The organism is Bradyrhizobium canariense (assembly GCF_018130465.1).
GTDB lineage: Bacteria > Pseudomonadota > Alphaproteobacteria > Rhizobiales > Xanthobacteraceae > Bradyrhizobium > Bradyrhizobium canariense_C.
Map to the genome: position 1 here is coordinate 106,214 of NZ_JAFCKJ010000009.1, position 21,513 is coordinate 127,726.

General features: G+C 64.6%; 20 protein-coding genes. 12 read left to right on the forward strand and 8 right to left on the reverse strand.

All coding sequences use genetic code 11. From position 1 onward, the window contains the following. The first annotated feature begins 4 nt into the window (after positions 1-4). Together JQ591_RS23275 and JQ591_RS23280 are read left to right on the forward strand one after the other, a co-directional pair. Positions 5-844 carry a universal stress protein gene (locus JQ591_RS23275; RefSeq protein WP_211398306.1) on the forward strand — a complete coding sequence of 280 codons (840 nt, stop codon included), beginning with the start codon at positions 5-7 and terminating at the stop codon, positions 842-844. Between the two features lie 70 nt (positions 845-914). Beyond that, complete coding sequence (locus JQ591_RS23280) at positions 915-3,608, forward strand: bifunctional acetate--CoA ligase family protein/GNAT family N-acetyltransferase (protein WP_211398307.1); 2,694 nt, start codon at positions 915-917, stop codon at positions 3,606-3,608. A gap of 9 nt (positions 3,609-3,617) precedes the next feature. Here the strand turns inward: JQ591_RS23280 and JQ591_RS23285 are convergent, their stop codons facing one another. Next, on the reverse strand, positions 3,618-4,106 hold the full coding sequence (locus JQ591_RS23285) for a phage holin family protein (RefSeq protein WP_211398308.1): 489 nt from the start codon (positions 4,104-4,106) through the stop codon (positions 3,618-3,620). Next, positions 4,107-4,382 carry a hypothetical protein gene (locus JQ591_RS23290; RefSeq protein WP_211398309.1) on the reverse strand — a complete coding sequence of 92 codons (276 nt, stop codon included), beginning with the start codon at positions 4,380-4,382 and terminating at the stop codon, positions 4,107-4,109. Positions 4,383-4,558: 176 nt separating this feature from the next. Here JQ591_RS23290 and JQ591_RS23295 point away from each other — a divergent pair, with 176 nt between their 5' ends. The 3 genes from JQ591_RS23295 to JQ591_RS23305 are packed head-to-tail and all read left to right on the forward strand — an operon-like array spanning position 4,559 to position 7,572. Next, entirely contained in the window at positions 4,559-5,695 is a 1,137-nt protein-coding gene (locus JQ591_RS23295; RefSeq protein ID WP_211398310.1) for an ABC transporter permease, read from the forward strand. A gap of 2 nt (positions 5,696-5,697) precedes the next feature. Next, on the forward strand, positions 5,698-6,465 hold the full coding sequence (locus JQ591_RS23300; protein WP_027519252.1) for an ABC transporter ATP-binding protein: 768 nt from the start codon (positions 5,698-5,700) through the stop codon (positions 6,463-6,465). 3 nt (positions 6,466-6,468) lie between these two features. Continuing rightward, complete coding sequence (locus JQ591_RS23305) at positions 6,469-7,572, forward strand: ABC-type transport auxiliary lipoprotein family protein (protein WP_211398311.1); 1,104 nt, start codon at positions 6,469-6,471, stop codon at positions 7,570-7,572. A 6-nt stretch (positions 7,573-7,578) separates the two neighbouring features. On the opposite strand, the gene JQ591_RS23310 is transcribed toward JQ591_RS23305, so the two are convergent. Further along, entirely contained in the window at positions 7,579-7,896 is a 318-nt protein-coding gene (locus JQ591_RS23310; RefSeq protein ID WP_211398312.1) for a c-type cytochrome, read from the reverse strand. 149 nt (positions 7,897-8,045) lie between these two features. Here JQ591_RS23310 and JQ591_RS23315 point away from each other — a divergent pair, with 149 nt between their 5' ends. Together JQ591_RS23315 and JQ591_RS23320 are read left to right on the forward strand one after the other, a co-directional pair. Then, positions 8,046-8,759 carry a helix-turn-helix domain-containing protein gene (locus JQ591_RS23315; RefSeq protein ID WP_211398313.1) on the forward strand — a complete coding sequence of 238 codons (714 nt, stop codon included), beginning with the start codon at positions 8,046-8,048 and terminating at the stop codon, positions 8,757-8,759. 499 nt (positions 8,760-9,258) lie between these two features. Continuing rightward, positions 9,259-9,987 (forward strand): Crp/Fnr family transcriptional regulator, encoded by a 729-nt coding sequence (locus tag JQ591_RS23320; protein WP_211398314.1) that lies wholly within the window; start codon positions 9,259-9,261, stop codon positions 9,985-9,987. On the opposite strand, the gene JQ591_RS23325 is transcribed toward JQ591_RS23320, so the two are convergent. Next, on the reverse strand, positions 9,984-10,760 hold the full coding sequence (locus JQ591_RS23325; RefSeq protein ID WP_211398315.1) for a cyclase family protein: 777 nt from the start codon (positions 10,758-10,760) through the stop codon (positions 9,984-9,986). The genes JQ591_RS23320 and JQ591_RS23325 overlap by 4 nt on opposite strands. Before the next feature lie 325 nt (positions 10,761-11,085). Between JQ591_RS23325 and JQ591_RS23330 the strand changes: the two genes are divergently transcribed. The 4 genes from JQ591_RS23330 to JQ591_RS23345 all read left to right on the forward strand — a co-directional run bounded on the left by JQ591_RS23330 (position 11,086) and on the right by JQ591_RS23345 (position 14,805). Then, positions 11,086-12,057, forward strand: a complete 972-nt coding sequence (locus tag JQ591_RS23330; protein ID WP_211398316.1) for a TRAP transporter substrate-binding protein — start codon at positions 11,086-11,088, stop codon at positions 12,055-12,057. Positions 12,058-12,142: 85 nt separating this feature from the next. Beyond that, positions 12,143-12,691, forward strand: coding sequence for a TRAP transporter small permease (locus JQ591_RS23335; RefSeq protein WP_211398317.1), 549 nt, complete (start codon positions 12,143-12,145; stop codon positions 12,689-12,691). Next, on the forward strand, positions 12,682-13,974 hold the full coding sequence (locus JQ591_RS23340) for a TRAP transporter large permease (protein ID WP_211398318.1): 1,293 nt from the start codon (positions 12,682-12,684) through the stop codon (positions 13,972-13,974). Before JQ591_RS23335 ends, JQ591_RS23340 begins: the two co-directional genes overlap by 10 nt. 24 nt (positions 13,975-13,998) lie before the next feature. After that, positions 13,999-14,805 carry an SDR family NAD(P)-dependent oxidoreductase gene (locus JQ591_RS23345; RefSeq protein WP_211398319.1) on the forward strand — a complete coding sequence of 269 codons (807 nt, stop codon included), beginning with the start codon at positions 13,999-14,001 and terminating at the stop codon, positions 14,803-14,805. A gap of 9 nt (positions 14,806-14,814) precedes the next feature. On the opposite strand, the gene JQ591_RS23350 is transcribed toward JQ591_RS23345, so the two are convergent. Genes JQ591_RS23350 through JQ591_RS23365 form a run of 4 tightly spaced genes read right to left on the reverse strand, consistent with a single transcriptional unit; the run spans position 14,815 to position 19,081 of the window. Beyond that, positions 14,815-15,513 (reverse strand): molybdate ABC transporter substrate-binding protein, encoded by a 699-nt coding sequence (locus JQ591_RS23350; RefSeq protein WP_211398320.1) that lies wholly within the window; start codon positions 15,511-15,513, stop codon positions 14,815-14,817. Continuing rightward, the gene (locus JQ591_RS23355; protein ID WP_211398321.1) at positions 15,510-17,642 is read right to left on the reverse strand and encodes a xanthine dehydrogenase family protein molybdopterin-binding subunit; all 2,133 of its coding nucleotides are present in this window, start codon (positions 17,640-17,642) and stop codon (positions 15,510-15,512) included. The genes JQ591_RS23350 and JQ591_RS23355 overlap by 4 nt, the downstream gene beginning before the upstream one ends. After that, the gene (locus tag JQ591_RS23360) at positions 17,639-18,109 is read right to left on the reverse strand and encodes a (2Fe-2S)-binding protein (protein ID WP_211398322.1); all 471 of its coding nucleotides are present in this window, start codon (positions 18,107-18,109) and stop codon (positions 17,639-17,641) included. The genes JQ591_RS23355 and JQ591_RS23360 overlap by 4 nt, the downstream gene beginning before the upstream one ends. A 15-nt stretch (positions 18,110-18,124) precedes the next feature. Next, positions 18,125-19,081, reverse strand: coding sequence for a tripartite tricarboxylate transporter substrate binding protein (locus JQ591_RS23365; protein ID WP_211398461.1), 957 nt, complete (start codon positions 19,079-19,081; stop codon positions 18,125-18,127). 251 nt (positions 19,082-19,332) lie between these two features. Here JQ591_RS23365 and JQ591_RS23370 point away from each other — a divergent pair, with 251 nt between their 5' ends. Continuing rightward, a complete protein-coding gene (locus JQ591_RS23370) occupies positions 19,333-21,423 on the forward strand; it encodes a molybdopterin-dependent oxidoreductase (RefSeq protein WP_211398323.1) in 2,091 nt (696 codons plus the stop codon). The last annotated feature ends 90 nt before the right edge of the window (positions 21,424-21,513 follow it).

The window sequence follows — 21,513 nt, forward strand, 5'->3', positions numbered from 1 at the left end:
CCCGATGCCCATAAAGGACGTCTTTCTACCGCTCGTCGGCCAGCCACGCGGGCCGGCCCTTGCTGCGATCGAGAAATGCGTTGCCGTTGCCGCCGACCTCGGCGCCAGGATCACCGCGCTTGCACTCGAAGACGATGTCTTCGTGCGGCCGACGGTGGTGCTCCCCGATGATTCCGATGCGGCCGAAACAAAAGGGTCGGTTGGGGCGAGCGACATGCAGCATCTCCTGAATGCGTTCACCCATGCAACCTCCCGCGCCAACATTCGCGCTCAAAGTCGGTCGGCCAAGGTGCCGGCAGACCAGATCGCGTCAATCCTGGCCGAGCACGGGCGTTTCAGCGATCTCACGCTCGTCCCCGTGAAGCCGCACGACAGCCGGACCGAGCAGATCATCGAGACGCTCCTGTTCGAATCCGGGCGGCCGGTGCTGCTCTGCCCGGAGCAGCATGTGGACAAACTGCGACCGGAATTCGAGAACGTCATGATCGCCTGGGATCACTCCGCGCGTGCGGCGCGTGCGGTCGGCGACGCGCTCCCGATCCTTCAGGCAGCCGCCTCGGTCCGCGTGGTGACCGTAGCGGACGACAAGTCCGACGCGATCGTGCAATCCGGGACGGCTCTGGTCGATCACTTAAGGGAGCACGGGGTCTTCGCCTCGTTCGAAACCGCGACGGGCAGTGGCAGCTCGATCGGCAAGGTGCTCGGAAGCTGGGCGAACTCCCATGCCATCGACGCGATCGTGATGGGCGCCTATCATCATTCGCGCCTGAACGAGATCGTCTGGGGTGGTGTGACAAAGACCGTCATTGGCGAGCCACCGTGCTGGGTTATGATCTCGTACTAGGCGGGTAGCCAGTTTGTCGGCCTGATCGTCAACCATCGGAACCGCCACCGACCGGGGCGCATTTGCTTTCATGTCAACCTATCGTCTGAAGAACCTGCTGTCACCGCGTTCCGTTGCGCTCGTCGGTGCGAGCGCCCGCCCGGTCTCCGTTGGACGTGCCGTTCTGGAGAACATCCAGAAGGCTGAATTCACGGGGCAATTCGGCCTCGTCAATCCGCGCCATGCCGAGATCAGCGGCGTCGCTGCGGTGGACAGCCTCGACAAATTGCCGTTCGTGCCCGAGCTTGTGGTCATCACCGCGCCGGCGAGCGCGGTTCCCGGCATTATCGATCAAGCCGGCCGTCGCGGCTCGGCGGGCGCGCTGATCGTCTCGGCCGGGCTCGGTCACGGACCGGGGTCCCTGCACGAGGCCGCCATCGCTGCGGCACGCAAATTCGGCATGCGGTTGATCGGGCCGAACTGCCTCGGCATCATGATGCCCGGCGTGAGCCTCAATGCGAGTTTTGCCGCACACATGCCGGGGGCGGGAAATCTCGCGTTGATTTCGCAATCGGGCGCGATCGCGGCCGGCATGGTCGATTGGGCCGCGCAGCGCGGCGTCGGCTTCTCCGGCATCGTCTCGATCGGCGATCAGATCGACGTCGATATTGCCGATCTGCTCGACTATTTCGCGATGGATCACAAGACTCGCGCGATCCTGCTCTATATCGAGTCCATCAAGGACGCACGCAAGTTCATGTCGGCAGCGCGCGCCGCCGCGCGCGTGAAGCCGGTCGTCGTGGTGAAGTCCGGCCGCATGGCGCAGGGCGCGAAGGCGGCCGCCACGCACACCGGCGCGCTCGCGGGCGCCGACGCCGTCTATGACGCGGCGTTCCGCCGCGCGGGCGTCCTGCGGGTCTCCGATCTGCGCGAGCTGTTCGATTGCGCCGAGACGCTCGGCCGCGTCGAATCACCGACGGGAAAGCGCCTCGCCATCCTGACCAATGGCGGCGGCATCGGCGTCCTTGCCATCGATCGGCTGGTCGAGCTCGGCGGAATTCCAGCAACCATCTCGGCGGACGCCCGCAAGAAACTCGATGACGCGTTGCCGCCGACCTGGTCCGGCGCTAATCCCGTCGACATCGTGGGCGACGCCGATGCGTCGCGCTATGCGGCGGCGCTGGAGGTGCTGCTCGCCGACCCCGACAACGACGCCGTCCTGGTCCTCAATGTGCAGACCGCGATCGCCTCGGCTGCCGATATCGCAACGATGGTGACCGAACGCGTCAAGGCATATCGCGAGAAGCACCGCAGTTGGGCCAAGCCTGTGCTCGCCTCGTGGATCGGAGCAGACCAGAACATCATCGAAACACTGTCCGGCGCCGGCATTCCGAACTATCCCACCGAAGACGACGCGGTGCGTGGCTTCATGTACCTCGTGGGGCATCGCGAAGTCGTGGAGGAGCTGAGCCAGGTTCCTCCGGCGATGCCCGATACGTTCGTGCCTGACGCGCAAGCTGCCAGGCAGATTGTTACGACTGCGATTGCCGACGGCCGCGAATGGCTCGAACCCGTCGAGATCAAGCTTCTGCTGGAGGCTTATGACATCGCAATGGTTCCGACCTATGCCGCCGCTGATGTCGAGCAGGCGGTGGCCTACGCGAAAGAAATCTTCGCGCAAGGCGCCACCGTCGTGCTGAAGATCCTGTCGCGCGACATCGTCCATAAATCCGATGTTGGCGGCGTCGTGCTCAATCTAACTACGCCCGAAGCGGTGCGCGCCGCTGCCACCGACATTATTGCCCGGGCAAGGAAGCTACGTCCCGAAGCTCGCATCGAGGGCGTCATCGTGCAGGCGATGGTCGTCAAGGCGAAGGCGCGCGAGCTGATCCTGGGCCTCGCCGACGATCCCACCTTCGGCACCGTCGTTGTCTTCGGCCGCGGCGGGACCGCGGTCGAGATCATCAACGACAAGGCGCTTGCGCTGCCGCCGCTCGATCTGCAACTGGCCCGCGACCTGATCGACCGCACGCGCGTGTCACGGCTGCTTCGCGCTTACCGGGACGTGCCGGCGGTGAAGCCCGACGCCGTCGCCATGCTCCTGGTCAAGCTGGCGCAGATGGCAGCCGACATTCCCGAGATCCGCGAATTCGACATCAATCCGCTGCTCGCGGATGAAACCGGCGTGACCGCGGTCGATGCCCGCGTCGCAGTCGGGCCGCCGCAACGGAAGTTTGCCGGCTCCGGCGCCGCCAACTTCGCCGTTCGGGCCTATCCGTCGCAATGGGAGCGCCGCCTCAAGCTCAAGGAGGGCTGGCGGATCTTCGCGCGGCCCCTGCGTCCGGAGGACGAGCCGACCATCCACGCATTCTTGCGTCATGTCACGGCGCACGACCTTCGCCTGCGCTTCTTCGCGCCGATGAAGGAGTTCACCCACGAGTTCATCGCCCGTCTGACCCAGCTCGACTATGCCCGCGCGATGGCCTTCATCGCATTCGACGAGGCCACCGGCGAGATGGTCGGCGTGGTCCGGCTCCACTCGGACTCGATCTACGAGAGCGGCGAATACGCGATCCTGCTGCGGTCCGATCTCAAGGGCAGGGGGCTCGGATGGGCCCTGATGCAGTTGATCATCGACTACGCGAGATCGGAAGGCCTGAAGACCATCTCGGGCGACGTGCTCCAGGAGAACACCGTGATGCTCGAGATGTGCCGGCAGCTCGGCTTCGAGGTGAAGCCGGATCCGGCCGAGCCGGATATTTGCGACGTCAGGCTGAAACTCTGAGCGCGCCCGCTATGAGCGCGCTTCAGCCGAATTTGCGGCGGCCGAGTCCTTGGCCGTCCTTCGCAGGGTCTTGATCAGGACCGCAATCAGCGGCACCAGCACGGGCACGATCGTGCTGAGCGGATGATGCACGGCGCCCGACACCTGGGCCTGGAGTGTGCGCGCCTCGAGCTGAAGAGCTTCGATGGATGCGCCGTGAATCTCGTTGGCGAGCTCGATGTCGCGGCCTGACGGAGGCCGGCCGGCAATCACGAAGAGAATCGCTGCGATGGCAAAATTGACGGCACCGAGGATGGCGGCCGCGGCAATTGCACTCCAGATCTGCACCAGTGCGAAATAGGCGGACAGCTCCAGCATCAGGAGCCCGAACGCGGCGATCAGCGCCGCAAAGGCGCGCAGGCCGAGGCCAATCAGCAGGTGGCGCAGCCTGATGTCCGCGATGATCCTGTCGGTGCGCCAGAGCGCACGCAGATGTTTGACGACATTTTCCGTATTCACTTAGTGTCTCCGCAGCATGAAGCCGACGACCACGCCGAGCGCGAAGGCCGAGGCAAGTGATGTGATCGGGCGCTCAGCAATGAGGCCCTGAAGCTGCTCCTGCTCCTCGTCAACGGTCTCGCCGAGTTCGGCGAGCGCGGCCCTGATCTGATCGGCAAGCGCCTCCGCGCGGTCTTTCGAACTGTCGAACATCTCCTCGCCGGCCGTGCTCAGCAAGCGCGTGACGTCAACCTTCAGTGTGCGCAGTTCTTCGCTCATCCTGTCGCTGTCGAACATGGATTCGATATCTCCGTTGAATGGGAGCGAACCTAAGACCCACCGGTGCAACCACGCTTGATTTGCGTCAAGGAGGCAGGCGCGTCGTGGTCTTGAGACAGGTCAAACCGGCCGCCACATGCTGGCCTAGAATTGCCGGCTGAATGGGGACCCGGTTGTCCCGATGAGGTGGAAGCGTGAACTCCGAACCGCTGTTGCTGACAACGCCATCCGGCGAAGGGCTGAAATTGCGCCCGGAAGGGCCGTGGGTCGCCGCGAACGTGTCGATGCTGGAGACATTGTCGCGGTCGGTCGGGGCGGATGTCGATCAATCCAGAGCCGTGACGCTGGACATGTCAGGCGTCAGCGCACTCGACACGCTCGGCGCCTGGGTCCTGGAAAAGCTGTCGCGCAGGGCCTCATCAGCCGGTAGACCGGCCGAATTTGTCGGTGTCGCCGACCATTTCACTGGCCTGATGGACGAGGTGCGTCAGGTCAATCGCCACACGCCGCCGCCGACGCCTGCACCCAACCCGATTCTGCTCAGGCTGAACGATCTCGGCAAGTCCACGGTCGGCGCCCGCGAAGACATCACGATCTTTCTTCAAATGCTGGGCGCGTTGTCCATGGCCGTGATCGGCGTGCTGCGCCGGCCGCGCTCGCTGCGGCTGACATCGCTGATCTATCAGCTCTACCGCATCGGCTGGCAGGCCATCCCCATCGTCGTGCTGATCACCTTCCTGATCGGCGCCATTATCGCCCAGCAGGGATTTTTCCATTTCCGCAGGTTCGGCGCGGAGTCCTACACCGTCGACATGGTCGGCATCCTGGTGCTGCGCGAGCTCGGCGTGCTGATCGTCGCCATCATGGTCGCCGGCCGCTCGGGAAGCGCCTACACTGCCGAGCTCGGCTCGATGAAGATGCGCGAGGAGATCGACGCGCTCTCGACCATGGGCCTCGATCCAGTCCACGTCCTGATCCTGCCGCGGGTTGCGGCCCTGGTGATTGCGCTGCCGATCCTTGCTTTCATCGGGTCGATTGCCGCACTCTATGGCGGCGGCCTGGTCGCGCAGTTCTACGGCGGCATGGCGCCGGCGATCTACATCGCGCGGCTGCACGAGGCGATCTCGGTCACCCATTTCGAGGTGGGCATCCTGAAGGCGCCGTTCATGGCGCTGGTGATCGGAATCGTCGCCTGCAGCGAGGGCTTGCGCGTGAAGGGCAGCGCCGAGTCGCTGGGACGACAGACCACGACGTCAGTGGTCAAGTCGATCTTCCTGGTGATCGTGCTCGACGGCCTGTTCGCGATCTTCTTCGCCTCGATCGGAATGTGATCATGGGCGAATCGCAAGAGCAGTTCGCGATCCGCGTCCGCGACCTCGTGGTCGGCTTCGGCCGGCAGACGGTGCTCGATCATCTGTCGCTCGACGTGCGCCGGGGTGAGATCCTCGGGCTCGTGGGGGCGTCCGGTGGCGGCAAGTCGGTGCTGATGCGAACCATCATCGGCCTCATCCCGCGCCAAGGCGGGACCATCGAGGTCACGGGACGGCCAATCGGCGGCCGCACCGAAGGCGCGGCCACGACATGGGGCATCCTGTTCCAGCAGGGCGCGCTGTTCTCCTCGCTGACGGTCCGGCAGAACATCCAGTTTCCGCTCCGTGAAAATCTCGTCCTGTCGCAGGAGCTGATGGACGAGATCGCGATCGCCAAGCTCGAAATGGTCGGGCTGCGGGCGCAGGACGCCGATAAATATCCGGCGGAGCTGTCCGGCGGCATGACCAAACGCGTGGCGCTGGCGCGCGCGCTCGCGCTCGATCCGCCGATCCTCTTCCTGGACGAGCCGACCTCGGGCCTCGATCCGATCGCGGCCGGCGATTTCGACGCGCTGATCGGGACACTGCAAAAGACCCTCGGCCTCACCGTGTTCATGGTTACCCATGATCTGGCGAGCCTGACAACGGTCTGCGATCGCGTCGCCGCTCTCGCCGACGGCAAGATCGTGGCGATCGGTCCGATGCGCGAACTGCTGCAATCCGAGCATCCCTGGGTGCGCGCCTATTTCCATGGCAAGCGCTCGCAGATGCTGCAACACGAGATGAGATGAGACATGGAAACCCGCGCTCCCTACGTGCTGATCGGCAGTTTCGTCCTGGCCGCGATCGTCGCGGTGTTCGGCTTCGTCTATTGGCTGAACAACACTGGCGGCATCGGGCCGCGCACGAACTATCACGTGCAATTCCAGGGCCCGGTGCCCGGGCTTCTGGTCGGCGCCGGCGTGCTGTTCAACGGCATCCGCGTCGGCGAGGTCACCCAGCTCGGGCTTGCGCCGGACAATCCACGCTTCGTCAATGCGACGATATCGGTAGCTTCAACCACGCCGGTGCGCGCCGACAGCAAGGTCGGGCTCGATTTCCAGGGGCTGACCGGCGTGCCGGTGGTGACGTTGGAGGGCGGCATCATCGTCGCCAAATCCGGCGAGCCCCTGACTTTGATCGCCGAGGCCGGTGCGGGCCAGAGCATGACGCAGGCCGCACGCGATGCGCTGCGGCGGGTCGACACCGTGCTGGAGGACAATTCGGGACCGCTGAAGGACACCATCGCCAATCTCAAGACCTTCTCCGACGGGCTTGCGCGCAACACCGGCAAGATTGACGGCATTTTGGCGGGCCTGGAGAAGATGACCGGCGGCGGAACGCCGGCGCAGAAAGTCACCTACGACCTGCGCACGCCGCAGAACCTCGGTCCGGCCGGCAAGACGCTCTCGGCGTCACTGGCCATTCCCGAGCCGACGGCGGTCGCCATGCTCCAGACCCAGCGCATGCTGTTCGCGCCCGGCGGCGATAATCCGGGCTTTGTGGACTTCCTCTGGGCCGACAGCATTCCCAAGCTGGTGCAGGCGCGGCTGATCGACAGTTTCGAGAATTACGACATCGCCCACGCGCCGTTGCGCACGGCCGATCTCGGGCAGGCGGACTATCAGCTGCTGATCGACATCAGGCGCTTCCGCATTGCCACGGAGGGGGAGACACGGGTCGAGATCGGACTGTCGGCGCGGATCGTCGACAAGAACGGCAAGGTGATCGCCTCGCGTCTCGTCGAGACCAGCGAAAAGCTCGACAAGGTCGAGCCGGCCGCAGCGGTCGCAGCGTTCGATACGGCCTTCACGCGCATCGCGAAGGAGCTGATCGGCTGGACGGTGCAGGCGGTGTGACGCCGGCTATTCCAGGGTCTTGAGGTAGGACAGGAGATCGTGGATCTGATCCGGACTGAGCTCGAAGGCCGGCATGTCGGCGTGGCCGGTGTTGATGCCTTCTGCCAGCGCCTCCCCAAGGTTCTCGATTGGATAACGCTGGTGCAGGGCCCGCAGCGGCGGTGCGATCTTGAGCGGGCTGTTCGACGCACGGTCGATCGCGTGGCAGCGCGCGCAATTGGCCCGCGCAAAGGCCTTGCCGCGTTGTTCGGCGGACGGGGCCGCCAGGGCAGGCGTCATCAGAAACAACCCGATCAACCCGTGACGCAGCATTCCTTGCAGCATGTAAAGTGACCCCGTTTAAGTCTGGGAGAAGAATAGGGCGGGGATTCCCTCCAAAATTGATCTGGGTCAACCGGCTTTGGCGCAGTGCAGTAAAATGCAGCCGCGCGGCGGGATCGGCCTGATGGGGCAGCCGGCGCTTGGAGCGGTCGATGAAGCCTTCCGTAGTCACGATTGAGCCGAACTGGCAGCTCTGCAGCGATTGCGCCGTCCGCGGATCAGCGGTTTGTTCGTCGTTGGATGCGGTTGAGCTCAGGGAATTCGAGCATCTCGGACGGCGCGTCCATTTTGCCTCAGGCGAGACTGTGTTCTCCGAGGAGGACATCACGACCTTGTTCTACAATCTCCTTGAGGGAGTCATGCGGCTGTACAAGCTGCTGCCCGACGGCCGCCGGCAGATCGTGGGCTTTGCCTTGCCTGGCGATTTCCTGGGGATGAATATTTTGGGCAGGCACAATTTTTCGGCCGATGCCATCGGCGCGGTGACCGCGTGCCAGTTCGCGAAGGTGCCCTTCGGCCGTTTCATCGAGGACCGGCCGCATCTCCTCAGGCGGATCAACGAGCTGGCGATTCGCGAGCTGAGCCAGGCCCGGGACCACATGGTCCTGCTCGGCCGCCGTTCGGCGGACGAAAAGGTTGCCGCCTTTCTGCTCGGCTGGCGCGAGCGGCTGGCCTCGCTGAAGGGGGCGTCGGACACGGTTCCGCTTCCGATGAGCCGCCAGGACATCGCCGACTACCTCGGCCTGACCATTGAGACCGTCAGCCGCACCTTCACCAAGCTGGAGCGCCACGGCGTGATCGAGATCATTCATGGCGGTATCAGTCTGCTCGATCCGGCGAAGGTCGAGGCCTTGGCCGCAGCCTGATCCCGGCGCAGGGCTGCTCAATTTTTGATCGGCATCAATGCACCCGGCCGAATGCCCCGAATAATGGCTCAAACCATCGGGGAGGGTATCATGCCGGCTGACGCGTTGCTTGTGAGCATCATTGTCGTGGCAATCTTTGTCGCATTCGCCTGGGCTCTGGCTTGGGCAGACCGGCAAACCAGTGCAGCCCGGGCCGAGTCAGACGCTAAGCGTCGAAGCTCCTGAGATCACAGTCGCATTTTGCGGTACCCGCCGCGCGGGCTATGCCGTGCGAGGTCGTGACGGTTGGCAGCGCCTCAACGCAAGGCGGCTTGCGGCGCTTGCAACTCTGCATCGATCGGGACGCATTGGCTCATCCTTCGGATGCTGGCTTCGCGCCCGACCGGGGCATTTTCGCCGCGTTTGCCTCAAATAGGGAGCATGCTTTACCGGTTGAAAAACTGGGCAACACTGACTACGCAGGAACTCCAGTGCCTCGCAGTCTTAGGAGCCCAGTGGCGTGCCTCAGGACAAGACCGGCGACCCCCGACAAGTGGCGGGGAATAAATTATCGGTCCTGCGCAAGCACCCGATCTTTGCGGATCTGGAGCCGGACGCGCTGGATCAGCTCTGCCGTTACGCCAAGCACACCACGGTGAAGCGCGGCGCGACGATCGCCGCCAAGGGCGATCCCGGCAACAATCTGTTCGCGGTGATCACAGGGACGGTGAAGATTTCCTCTTCGTCACCCGACGGCCGTAACGCCATTCTCAATCTGATCGGTCCCGGAGAGATCTTCGGCGAAATCGCGGTGCTCGACGGTGCCCCCAGGTCGGCCGATGCGACCGCCAACACCAATTGCGAGCTCTACATCATCGATCGCCGGGACTTCCTGCCGTTCGTGAAGAGCCAGCCCGCGCTCGCAATGAAATTCATCGAGCTGCTCTGCGCGCGCCTGCGCTGGACCAGCCAGCAGGTCGAGCAGGTGATTCTGCAAAATCTGCCGGGCCGGCTTGCGAGCGCGCTGCTCGGCCTCACCGAAGAGCGCAACTTCGACTCCGGCAGCGGCACGCTCGCCATCACGCAGCAGGAGATCAGCGAGATGGTGGGGATGACGCGCGAGAGCATCAACAAGCAATTGCGCGCCTGGGCGGGCCGCAACTGGGTTCGCCTCGAGCACGGCGCCATCGTCGTGCTCGACATTGATGCCTTGCGCGAACTCGCCGAGAGCGGGCTTGACGGCCACTAGCTGTCGATGATCGCGACTGCGCGGGTCCAGCCTGCGGAGGCCCGTTCGATCTTCACCGGAAAGCACGAGACGGTGAAGCCGGTCGAGGGCAGCTGGTCGAGATTGTGCAGCTTCTCGAGATGGCAATAGCCGATGTGCCGCCCCGCCTTGTGGCCCTCCCAGATCAGGCCGGCATTTTTCGTTTCGGCATACTTCTTCGCGGTGTGGACGAACGGCGCGTCCCAGCTCCAGCCGTCGGTGCCGGTCAGCCGCACGCCGCGTTCGAGCAGATACATGGTGGCCTCATAGCCCATGCCGCAGCCTGAGCTGACATAGTCGGCCTGGCCGAACTTGGCGCCGGCGCCGGTGTTGACAACGACGATCTCCAGCGGCGACAGCGCATGCCCGATCCGCCTCAACTCCTTCTCGACGTCGTCGGCGCTCGCCACGTAGCCGTCGGGGAGATGCCGGAAGTCGAGCTTCACGCCGGGCTGAAAGCACCATTCCAGCGGCACCTCGTCGATCGTCCATGACCGCTCGCCGCGATTCATGGTCGGATGGAAGTGCCAGGGCGCATCGAGATGCGTGCCGTTATGGGTCGATAGCGAGACTTGCTCGACGGCCCAGCCCTGGCCGTCCGGCAGGTCCTGCGCCGTGAGGCCGTCGAAGAACTGCAGCATTCGCGGCAGGCCCTGCTGGTGATCGATGTACTGGATCGTCGGGTGATTGCCCGGCGGATCGGCCGTCACGTCGTTTCTGAGCGGCACGGAGATGTCGATCAGCTTCCGTGGCATGGGCATTCCTCGGGATGGTCCGTTCTTGTTTCGGAGTATCTTGAGGGGGCCGCACCGGCGGCGTCAAGCGACGCGCATGAACGTTTCCCGCGGCAGACCGCCAGCTGGTTTCGGAAAAAGCGGACCATTCGCAGATTGCCTGCCCGAAGCCGGCGTGATCCATCGATGCAACTCTAGCATTGATCGATGCCGCATTTGGCTTGGACTCAGAATGCCGCCCGCCCTAGGGACGACATTGGCGCTTGACTTCACGCCTGAAGTGGAGCGACCCAAGGCGGCCCATAGCATCTGCCCAACGATATAATCACCTCAGGAGGAAGCCCAGATGAAGACACTCACCGGCATCATCGCAGCCGCTCTGCTGGCGGTCTCAGCCCCCTTGGCGACCGCACGCGATTTCCGTTCCGCCGACATCCATCCCGCCGATTATCCGACTGTCGAGGCTGTCAAGTTCATGGGCAAGCAGCTCGCGACGGCGAGCGGCGGCAAGCTCGGGGTGAAAGTGTTTCCCAACGGAGCCCTGGGCTCCGAGAAGGACACCATCGAGCAGCTCAAGATCGGCGCACTCGACATGATGCGGATCAACGCATCGCCCTTGAACAACTTCGTGCCGGAAACCATCGCGTTGTGCCTGCCCTTCATCTTCCGGGACACGCAGCACATGCGCACCGTCCTTGACGGGCCGATCGGCGACGAGATCCTGGCGGCCATGGCGCCCGCAGGCCTGGTCGGCCTCGCCTATTACGACAGCGGCGCCCGGTCCATCTACACCGTCAAGGCACCGATCAAGTCGCTCGCGGACCTCAAGGGTCTGAAAATTCGCGTCCAGCAATCCGACCTGTGGGTTGGCATGATCCAGAGCCTCGGGGCCAATCCGACGCCGATGCCGTATGGCGAGGTCTATACCGCCCTCAAGACCGGTCTGGTGGACGCTGCCGAGAACAACTGGCCCTCTTACGAGTCCTCGCGCCACTTCGAGGCCGCCAAGTTCTACAACGTCACCGAGCACTCTCTGGCGCCCGAAGTTCTCGTGATGTCCAAGACGGTTTGGGACACGCTGAGCAAGGAAGATCAGGCGATGGTCCGCAAGGCGGCCAAGGAATCGGTGCCCGTCATGCGCAAGCTCTGGGACGAGCGTGAGCAGGCGTCCCGCAAGACCGTCGAAGCGGCCGGCGTTCAGGTCGTGACGATCGCCAACAAGGCGGAGTTCGTCGACGCGATGAAGCCGGTGTACGACAAGTTTGCCGGTGACGAGAAGCTGAAGGGCCTCGTCAAGCGTATCCAGGACACGAAGTAAGGCCATAGCGTCGGTCCGGCGTCGCCGATTGGCGACGCCGGACCGACGCACGGAGACGCGCAAGGAGACTTGCAAGGAGACCTGGATGACAGACCCACATGTCGCAAGCCACGAGCAGGACGTAGCCGGACGCCCGTCCACCGGCTTGCTGTCCCGGATCAATGCTCCCGTCGCTCGTGCGGGGATGTATCTGTCGGTGACCGGGCTGCTCGTCATCGTCACCATCGTGTTCTACCAGGTGTTCGGACGTTACGTGCTCAATTCCAGTCCGACCTGGACGGAGAACCTTGCGCTGGTCCTGATCCTTTATGTCACGTTGATCGGCGCCGCTGTCGGCGTGCGCGATGCCGGGCACATCGGCATGGACAGTTTGCTGGTGATGCTTCCGGATCACCTGCGAGAGAAGATCGAACTCGTGATCCACATTCTGGTGGCCGTGTTCGGCATTGCGATGGCCTACAACGGCTGGATCCTCGGGGCGTCGGTCGGAACCGTGAAGATCCCCAATCTCGGCCTTCCTGAGGTCATCCGCTACGTGCCGCTGATCGCCTCCGGCGTCCTGATCGTCTCCTTTTCAATCGAGCACATCATCGCTCTCCTGCGCGGCGAAGAGGTCGTCCCCTCATGGAACTGATCATTCTCGGCGCCACTTTCTTCGGCTTCCTGGTCCTTGGCGTACCGGTCGCCTTCGCGATCGGCCTCTCGGCGATTTGCACCATCCTCTACGAAGGCCTGCCGGTCGCCGTCATCTTCCAGCAGATGATGTCGGGGATGAACATCTTCTCCTTCCTCGCCATCCCGTTCTTCGTCTTCAGCGGTGAGCTGATGCTGCATGGCGGCGTCGCCGACAAGATCGTGCAGCTCGCCAAGAATCTCGTCGGGCACATCCGCGGCGGGCTCGGCATGTCGAACGTGGTCGCCTGCACGCTGTTCGGCGGCGTGTCCGGTTCGCCCGTGGCCGACGTGTCGGCGATGGGGGCCGTGATGATCCCCATGATGAAGAAGGAAGGCTTCGACACCGACTACGCCGTCAACGTCACCACCCATGCTTCGCTGGTCGGAGCGCTGATGCCGACCAGTCACAACATGATCATCTATGCGCTCGCCGCCGGCGGCAAGGTCTCGATCGGCGCGCTGATCGCCGCCGGCCTCCTGCCGGCGCTCGTGCTGATGGTGTGCATGCTGGTCGCCGCTTACGGGGTTGCGGTGAAGCGGGGCTATCCGGCCGGCAAGTTCCCGGGCTGGCCCGCGGTTTTTCGCTCGTTCGCGGCCGCTCTGCCTGGCCTTCTGATCGTCGGCATCATCCTCACAGGCATCCTGTCGGGCGTGTTCACGGCAACCGAATCCGCGGCCGTGGCGGTCACCTACACGATCCTGCTGACGTTCTTCATCTACCGTACCATGACCCTGCCGAACTTCCTGCGCGCGGCGGCCAAGGCGGTGAAGACGACGGGCGTGGTGCTGCTGCTGATCGGCGTCTCCACCATGTTCCAATATCTGATGGGGCTTTACGAGGTGGCCGACTTCGCCGGCGACATGATGAGCAAGGTCTCGACGCAGCCCTGGGTCATCTTCCTGCTCATCAACGTCATCCTGTTCGTGCTCGGCACGTTCATGGACATGGCAGCGACCATCCTGATCTGCACGCCGATCTTCCTGCCGATCGCGATGAAGGCGGGCATGGATCCGGTGCAGTTCGGCATGCTGATGCTGATCAACTGCGCGCTGGGGCTGAACACCCCGCCGGTCGGAACGACGCAGTTCGTGGGCTGCGCCATCGGTGGCATCTCGGTGGGCGCGGTGATGCGCACCATCCTTCCGTTCTACGCCGCCCTGATCGCAGCCCTGATGTTCGTGACCTATGTCCCCGCTTTCTCGCTGTGGCTGCCCCGCCTGTTGATGGGCTACAAGGGATAGCAGCAACGCAGGGAGAATCTATCCGTGACTGACTATCGCAAGCTCTTCGATCTCACCGGCAAGACGGCCGTCGTGCTCGGTGCCGCCTCGGGCATCGGCAAGTCGTCGGCCGAGGCGCTGGCCGGGCTCGGCGCCCGTGTCGTCTGCGCCGATCGCGCGCTTGACGCCGCCGAGGCAACCGCCGCCGGCATTCGTGAGCAGGGCGGCTGGGCCGAGGCGGCTGCGTGTGACGCTGCGAGCGCTGCGGACGTCAATGCGCTGGCCAAGACCGTGATGCAGAAATTTTCGCGGCTCGACATCGCGGTGACGACGCCCGGGCTCAACATCCGCAAGACCATCCTCGACTACACTGAGGAGGATCTCGATCGCGTCCTCAACCTCAACATCAAGGGCACGGTCTGGTTCTTCCAGGCCTTCGGCCGCATCATGGTCGAGCAGAAGGGCGGCAGCATCATCGCCTGCTCCTCGGTGCGGGCGGTGACCATCGAGCCGGGCCTCGGCGTCTACGGCTCGACCAAGGCGGCCATCGGCCTGCTGGTGAAGGGCTTTGCTTCCGAGGTTGGACGCTCCGGCGTGCGCGTCAACGCGATCGCGCCGAGCATCGCCGAGACCGCGCTGACCGGCCCGTTCAAGCAGCGTCCCGACATCTACAATCTCTACGCCGGCCACACCGTGTTCAACCGCTGGAGCAGCGCCGACGAGGTCGCAACGGCCGTCGCCTATCTCGCCTCGGACGCCGCGAGCTATGTCAGCGGCAGCACGCTGTTCGTCGATGGCGGCTGGACCGCCGTCGACGGTCCGCCGACCGGCCTCACCCAGTTGCACACATAGGGCGGTTATCTAGCCGGTAAAGCCTGCGCGCTGGCGCAGCTCCTTGCGGTCTGCGCCGGTCAGCAACGCGATCAGCGCGGCCGCCTCTTGGGGATGTGCGGCCCGAATGGTCACGCCGGCCGTGTACATCGTCACGAGCTCGCAGCCCGGCGGCAGCGCTCCTGATAGCGCGATGCCGTCGGTCGCGATGATCTCGGTCGCCTGCGTGCAGCCGATTGGATGCGCGGCGGTGGACGCCGCTAGCTCCCGCATCGCGGTCGCGCCGTTGGGAAAGATCTTGAGGCGCGAAGCAACCTCGTAGGCGATGCCGAGTTGATCCAGGACCTTTGCGACATGCTGTCCAGCGGTCGAGGCCCTGGTGTCGGGAACGAAGATCGCGTCGGCGCTGCGCAACACCTCGCGCAAATCGGCCTCGGTCTTCACGGTCACCTTGGGATCGCGGCTACGGACCGCCAGCGCGGTCTCGACCCGCCCGACATCCGAGATCGAGGAGGGACTGACGAGCTTCTCTTCGGCAAGCTTTGCAAGCAGCGCCTGCGTCAGGATGACGAGATCGGCCGCCGTCCCCGTGCGCAGCTTGTCGGCCATGATGCCGACCGCGCCGAATTCGCCGTCGATGCCGAAGCCGGTCTGCGTCTTGAAGGGATCGCTGAGGCCGCGCACCAGGCCTTGCGCCGCGCCTCCACTCAAAATGCTCACTGTCGTCACGATGCTAGCTCCATGGCTGCAATGATCTTGTCGCGGGTGATCGGCAGGTCGCGCACGCGCACGCCGAGGCAATCGTAAACGGCATTCGCGATTGCTGCGGTCACCGGGCCGTGGGCGGCTTCGCCGGCGCCGACCGGCTCGATCTCCGGTCGCTGGATGATCTCGACATCCACCGCCGGTACCTCGCTGAAGGTCAGGATCGGATAGTCGGTCCAGGACGTCGATGTGATGCGCGTCCGGTCGAAGCGGACACGTTCCTTCAGCACCCAGCTCGTGGCCTGGATCGCGCCGCCCTCGATCTGGTTGATGACGCCGTCCGGGTTGACGGCCTCCCCGACATCGACCGCAAGCGTCAGCCGCTTGACGCGGATGTCATCAGTGCCTTCGATCTCCGCAATCGCCGCGCAATAGGCCCCCGTGTTCTTGTAGCGGGCGAAGCCGACGCCATGACCGATGCCGGATTTCTTCTGCGGTTTCCACTGCGCGCGTCGTGCCGCGGCGCGGATGACCTCCTTTGCCCGTTCGTCGCGCAGATGACGCAAGCGGAACGCGATCGGGTCTTCACCGCGCAGGGCGGCGATCTCGTCGAGCAGGGCTTCGATGGCGAAGACATTGCCTTGTCCGCCAAGTGTCCGCAGTGCCGAGGTCCGCACCGGCATGGTCAGAAGCCGGTGGCTCGTGATCGTCCAGGCCGGAAGGTCGTAGATGGGAACGGAGTTGCGGTCGCCGCCGCCGCCATTGGCCGCGGGCGGATTCGTCGAGATCATGCGGGGGTAGGGGGTCGCAATCTCGGTTGCGGCAAGCAGCGCGGGCTGTGCCGCGCGCCCCGGCCGCGCCGCGTGGCCGTTGCTCCAGATCGCGTGGCGCCAACCGACGATCTCGTTGTCCGCATCGAGATCGGCCTCGATCTCGATCGCCATCGCAGCGCCAAACGGCGCGTGGGACATCTCGTCGTGGCGTGACCACTGCACCCGCACCGGACGGCCGCCGGCAGCATTCGCCAGCAGCGCGGCATCGAGCGCGACGTCGTCGGCGGCATTGTGCCCGTAGCAGCCGGCGCCTTCGATGTGCTCGACGACGATGTTTTCGGCTGGCAGCTTGAGCACGATCGCGAGGTCGGCGCGCAGCAGGTAGACGCCCTGGCTATGCGTCCAGACATGGACATGATCGCCGTCCCATTGCGCCATCGCGCAGGAAGGCGCGATCGAGGCGTGTGCGATATAGGGGCGGGTGTAATGCCGGCGGAGAGTCCGAGTGGGCTTGCCCGTCGTTGCAGCCATCCTGGTGTCGATGACCGTCGTCTCGATCGGTTGGCTCTTCAGGAATCCGGCGAGATCAGCTTCATCGGGCAGCGGCTCACCGGCCGACCATGTCGCGCCCCTGCGCAAGGCTTTCAGCGCGGCTTCCGCCGCTGCCTCGCTGTCGGCAACCACGCCGGAAAAGCCGCCGTCGCGCACGATCGCGACGAGGCCGGGAACGGCTCGCGTAGCCGTCTCGTCGAGCGCGATCAGCTTGGCGCCCGAGGTGTCCGGCCGCAGCACGCGTCCGTGCAGCAGGTCCGGCAGCGGACAGTCATGAATGAAGCGCGGTCGTGCGAACACCTTGTCGGGAATGTCGACGCGCTGGACCGAATGTCCGGCCACAGTGCGTTTCGCGACGATCTTCGCTGTCGCGCCCGCATTGGCGTCGTGATCGAGCGACACGTCGCCTGCGAGCTCCCAATAGCTGGTCCTGACATTGCCGGGGCCCGAGATCGTACCGTCATGGATATCGAGCAGCGACGCATCGACGCCGAGACGTTCGGATGCGGCGACGAGGAAGCGCTGGCGGACCTCGGCGCAGGCGTGGCGCAGCGCGCGGCCGGACTGCTGGACCGAAAGGCTGCCCGAGGTGACGCCCTCGTTCGGGCTTGCCGCCGTGGAGGCGCGGATCATCTCTACGCGGCCAATATCGACGTCGAGCTCGTCCGCTGCGATCTGCGCCAGCGCCGTGACGATGCCCTGGCCGATCTCGACCTTGCCGGGCGAGATCGCCACACGGCCTTCGACGTTGAGCTTCACCCAGGACGACAGCTTCGGATTGGCCGCAAGGCTGACCGGCAGCGTCGGGGCAGGGGATGCCGAACTCATGATGCCGCCATCTCCGAGGCCGCCCGCAGCACGGCGCGGACCATGCGGTTGTGCGATCCGCAGCGGCACAGATTGCGATCAAGCGCGTTTCTCACCTCGGCCTCCGTCGGCGACGGATTGCGCTTGAGCAGCGCCGCCGCGCCGATCAGGATTCCCGATACGCAATAGCCGCATTGCATCGCCTGTTCGGCGATAAGGGCACGTTGCAGCGGATGCGGTTGCGCCGCTGTGCCGAGGCCTTCCACCGTGACGACGTCCTTGTCCGCGACCGACCACATCGGCATGTCGCAGGAGGCCATCGCGCGATCGCCGACCATGACATGGCAGGCGCCGCACTCGCCGGCTCCGCAGCCGAAATGCGGACCGGTGACGCCGAGCCGGCCGCGCAGCACATCGAGCAGCGTCTGATCCGGATCGGTATCCACGGCCGCCGCAGTGCCGTTGAGCTGGAATTGAATGGTGGGCATTGTCGCTCCACGGCCTCAGGACTTGTCGAACTTCTTGACGACGTCGGCCCATTTTTCGATGTCACCGCGCAGGAATTTGTCGAACGCTTCCGGCGTCATCGACATCGGCGCGGCACCCTGCTCGGTCCAGAGCTTTATGATGTCGGGCCGCTTCACCATCGCGTTCACGGCGGCATTGAGCTTGTCGATAACGGGTTTCGGCGTGCCGGCCGGAGCCATCAGGCCGAGCCAGATCGTGGCTTCATAGCCTGCTACGCCCGCCTCGATGGCTGTCGGTACGTTCGGGAGCACCGCCGAGCGCTGCTTGCCGGTGGTCGCAAGCGCGCGGACCTGGTTCTCGCCGATGTTCGGCGCCATCGCCGGCACCGCGTCGATCATCATCTGCACCTGCCCCCCGATCACGCCGCTGCGTGCCTCGCCGCTGTTGCGGTAGGGGACGTGGACGAGATCGATGCCGGCCATGGCTTTGAACAGCTCGCCGGCCATGTGATAGGGCGTGCCCTGGCCGGAGGAGGCGTAGTTCAATTTGCCCGGCTGCGACTTGGCGAGCGCGACGAACTCCTGCAGCGTCTTCGCTGCGACTTGCGGGTTCACCACGATGACGAGATCGGAAGAGTTCACCGGTGCGATCGGTGCGAGGTCGCGCATCAGCTCGTATTTGCGTTTATCCGGCGTCAGCAGGGATTCGTTCGCGGTCTGGGTGTTGGACATCATCAACAGCGTGTAGCCGTCGGCGGGTGACTTCGCCGCTTCGACGGTGCCGATGACGCCGCCCGCGCCGGTGCGGTTCTCGATCACGAAGGGCTGGCCAAAACTCTCCTGGAGCGCATTGCCGATCAGCCGGGCTGCGACATCGGCCGGCCCGCCGGCGCCGAAGGGCACGACGATCCGGACCGCGTGGTTGGGATATTCCTGCGCCAGGGACGGGGCTGCGGAGCATGCGCTGAGCAGGCCGGCGGCCAGCGCCAGCATGAATTGTCGGGCCGTCACACCCACCTCCCTGATGTCGTTCTTGTTGGTGGCACTGTAGCGGCAGGGGAGGTGGACTGTCGACGCCTCACAAAGCCGATCGGGCCTGGAATATCGGGCGGTTTTTGGTGTGGCGGCGCGGCTCTTCGCGGTCGCGGCAGGAACCGGCAGCGCACGCGGTCTGAGCAATTCGCATGGGCATTGCCGGATAAATACCCTCGGCTGACAGGTATTTTGGTGTTACCAAATTGGACATGAACCAGCACGCCAAGATCGAAATCCGCCATTCGACCTGTCCGCACGATTGCCCGTCGGCCTGTGCCCTCGATATCGAGGTGGTCGAGGGACGCAGCATCGGTCGCGTCCGCGGTTCGAAAAAGCAGACCTATACGGCCGGCGTGGTCTGCGCCAAGGTCGCCCGTTATGCCGAGCGCATCCATCATGCTGAAAGGCTGATGTATCCGCTGCGCCGCACCGGGCCGAAGGGCTCCGGCCAATTTGCGCGGATCACCTGGGACGAGGCGCTGGACGAGATCGGGCATCGCTTCAACCAGGCCGAGCGCGAATTCGGCGCGGAATCGGTCTGGCCCTATTATTACGCCGGCACGATGGGGCTGGTGATGCGCGACGGCCTCAACCGGCTCACGCATGTGAAGAAATATTCGCGGTTCTATCAGACCATCTGCGCCAATGTCGGGCGCATCGGGTTCGCGATCGGCACCGGCAAGATCGCCGGCGTCGATCCGCGCGAGATGGCGCTCTCCGATCTCGTGGTGATCTGGGGCACCAACCCCGTCAACACGCAGGTCAACGTGATGACGCACGCCGCCCGAGCGCGGAAGGAGCGTGGCGCCAAGATCGCGGCCGTCGACATCTACGACAACGAGACGATGAAGCAGGCGGACATCAAGATCATCCTGCGGCCCGGCACCGACGGCGCGTTCGCCTGCGGCGTGATGCATGTCCTGTTCCGCGACGGCCATGCCGACCGCGCCTATATGGACAAGTACACCGATTGCCCTGACGAGCTCGAGGCGCATCTGAAGACGCGCAACCCCGAATGGGCGTCCGCGATCTCAGGCGTACCGGTGGCGGAGATCGAGGCCTTTGCCAAATTGGTCGGCGAGACCAAGCGGACCTTCTTCCGGCTCGGCTACGGCTTCACCCGCTCGCGCAACGGCGCAGCGCAGATGCATGCCGCGAACTGCATTCCCGCGGTGACCGGCGCCTGGCAATATGAAGGCGGCGGCGCCTTCTTCAATAATTATGCGCTGTGGCACTTCAACGAATCCATCATCGAAGGCCACGACGCCATCGACCAGACCATCCGTGCGCTCGACCAGTCGCAGATCGGCCGCATCCTCACCGGCGATTCCAAGGCCCTGCACGGCAAGAGTCCGGTCAAGGCGATGCTGATCCAGAACACCAATCCGATGACGGTGGCGCCGGAGCAGGCGCTGGTGCGCGCGGGCTTTGCGCGCGAGGATTTGTTCGTCGCGGTGCACGAGCAGTTCATGACCGAGACGGCGGAGATGGCCGACATCGTGCTGCCGGCGACGATGTTCATGGAACATGACGATCTCTATTACGGCGGCGGCCACCAACACATCTCGGTCGGGCCGAAGCTGATCGACCCGCCCGGGGAATGCCGCTCCAACCACGAGGTCTTGCAGGCGCTGGCGCCGCGGCTTGGCGCCAGGCATCCGGGGTTCGAGCTGACGCCGCGTGAATTGATCGACGCGACGCTGAAGCTGAGCGACCACGGCGACATTGCCGGCCTCGAAGCCGACCTCTGGCGCGACCTGCAGCCGGACTTCCGCACGTCGCATTATCTCGACGGCTTTGCCCATGCCGACAGGAAATTCCATTTCAAAGCCGATTGGGCGCATCCGCCGTTCGGCCAGACGATGGGTGACTTCGACAAGATGCCGTCGCTGCCGGACCATTGGGCGGTGATCGAGCATTCCGACCAGGCCCATCCGTTCCGGCTTGCCACGAGCCCGTCGCGCAGCTTCCTCAACACCACCTTCAACGAGACGCCGTCCTCCCAGGCGCGCGAGGGCAAGGCGAGCGTGATGATCCATCCCCTGGATGCGGCCGCGCTCGACATCGCCCATGGCGACGCCGTGACGCTCGGCAACACCCGCGGCGAGACCACGCTGATCGCCACACTGTTCGAGGGTGTGCGGCGGGGCGTGCTGATCGCGGAATCCGTTCATCCCAACAAGAACCATATCGGTGACCGCGGCATCAACATGCTGACGGGCGCGGACACGATCGCGCCGATCGGCGGAGCCGCTTTCCACGACAACAAGGTCTGGATCAGGAAAGCGGTTGCGGCCTGAGCCGCGCACGCGCGTCGATCGCCTGCAAGTTTGTGTCGAGGCGCTAAAGCGGCGCCGCGCCGCAGATTGCCCTTGCACCTTCCGCCCGAG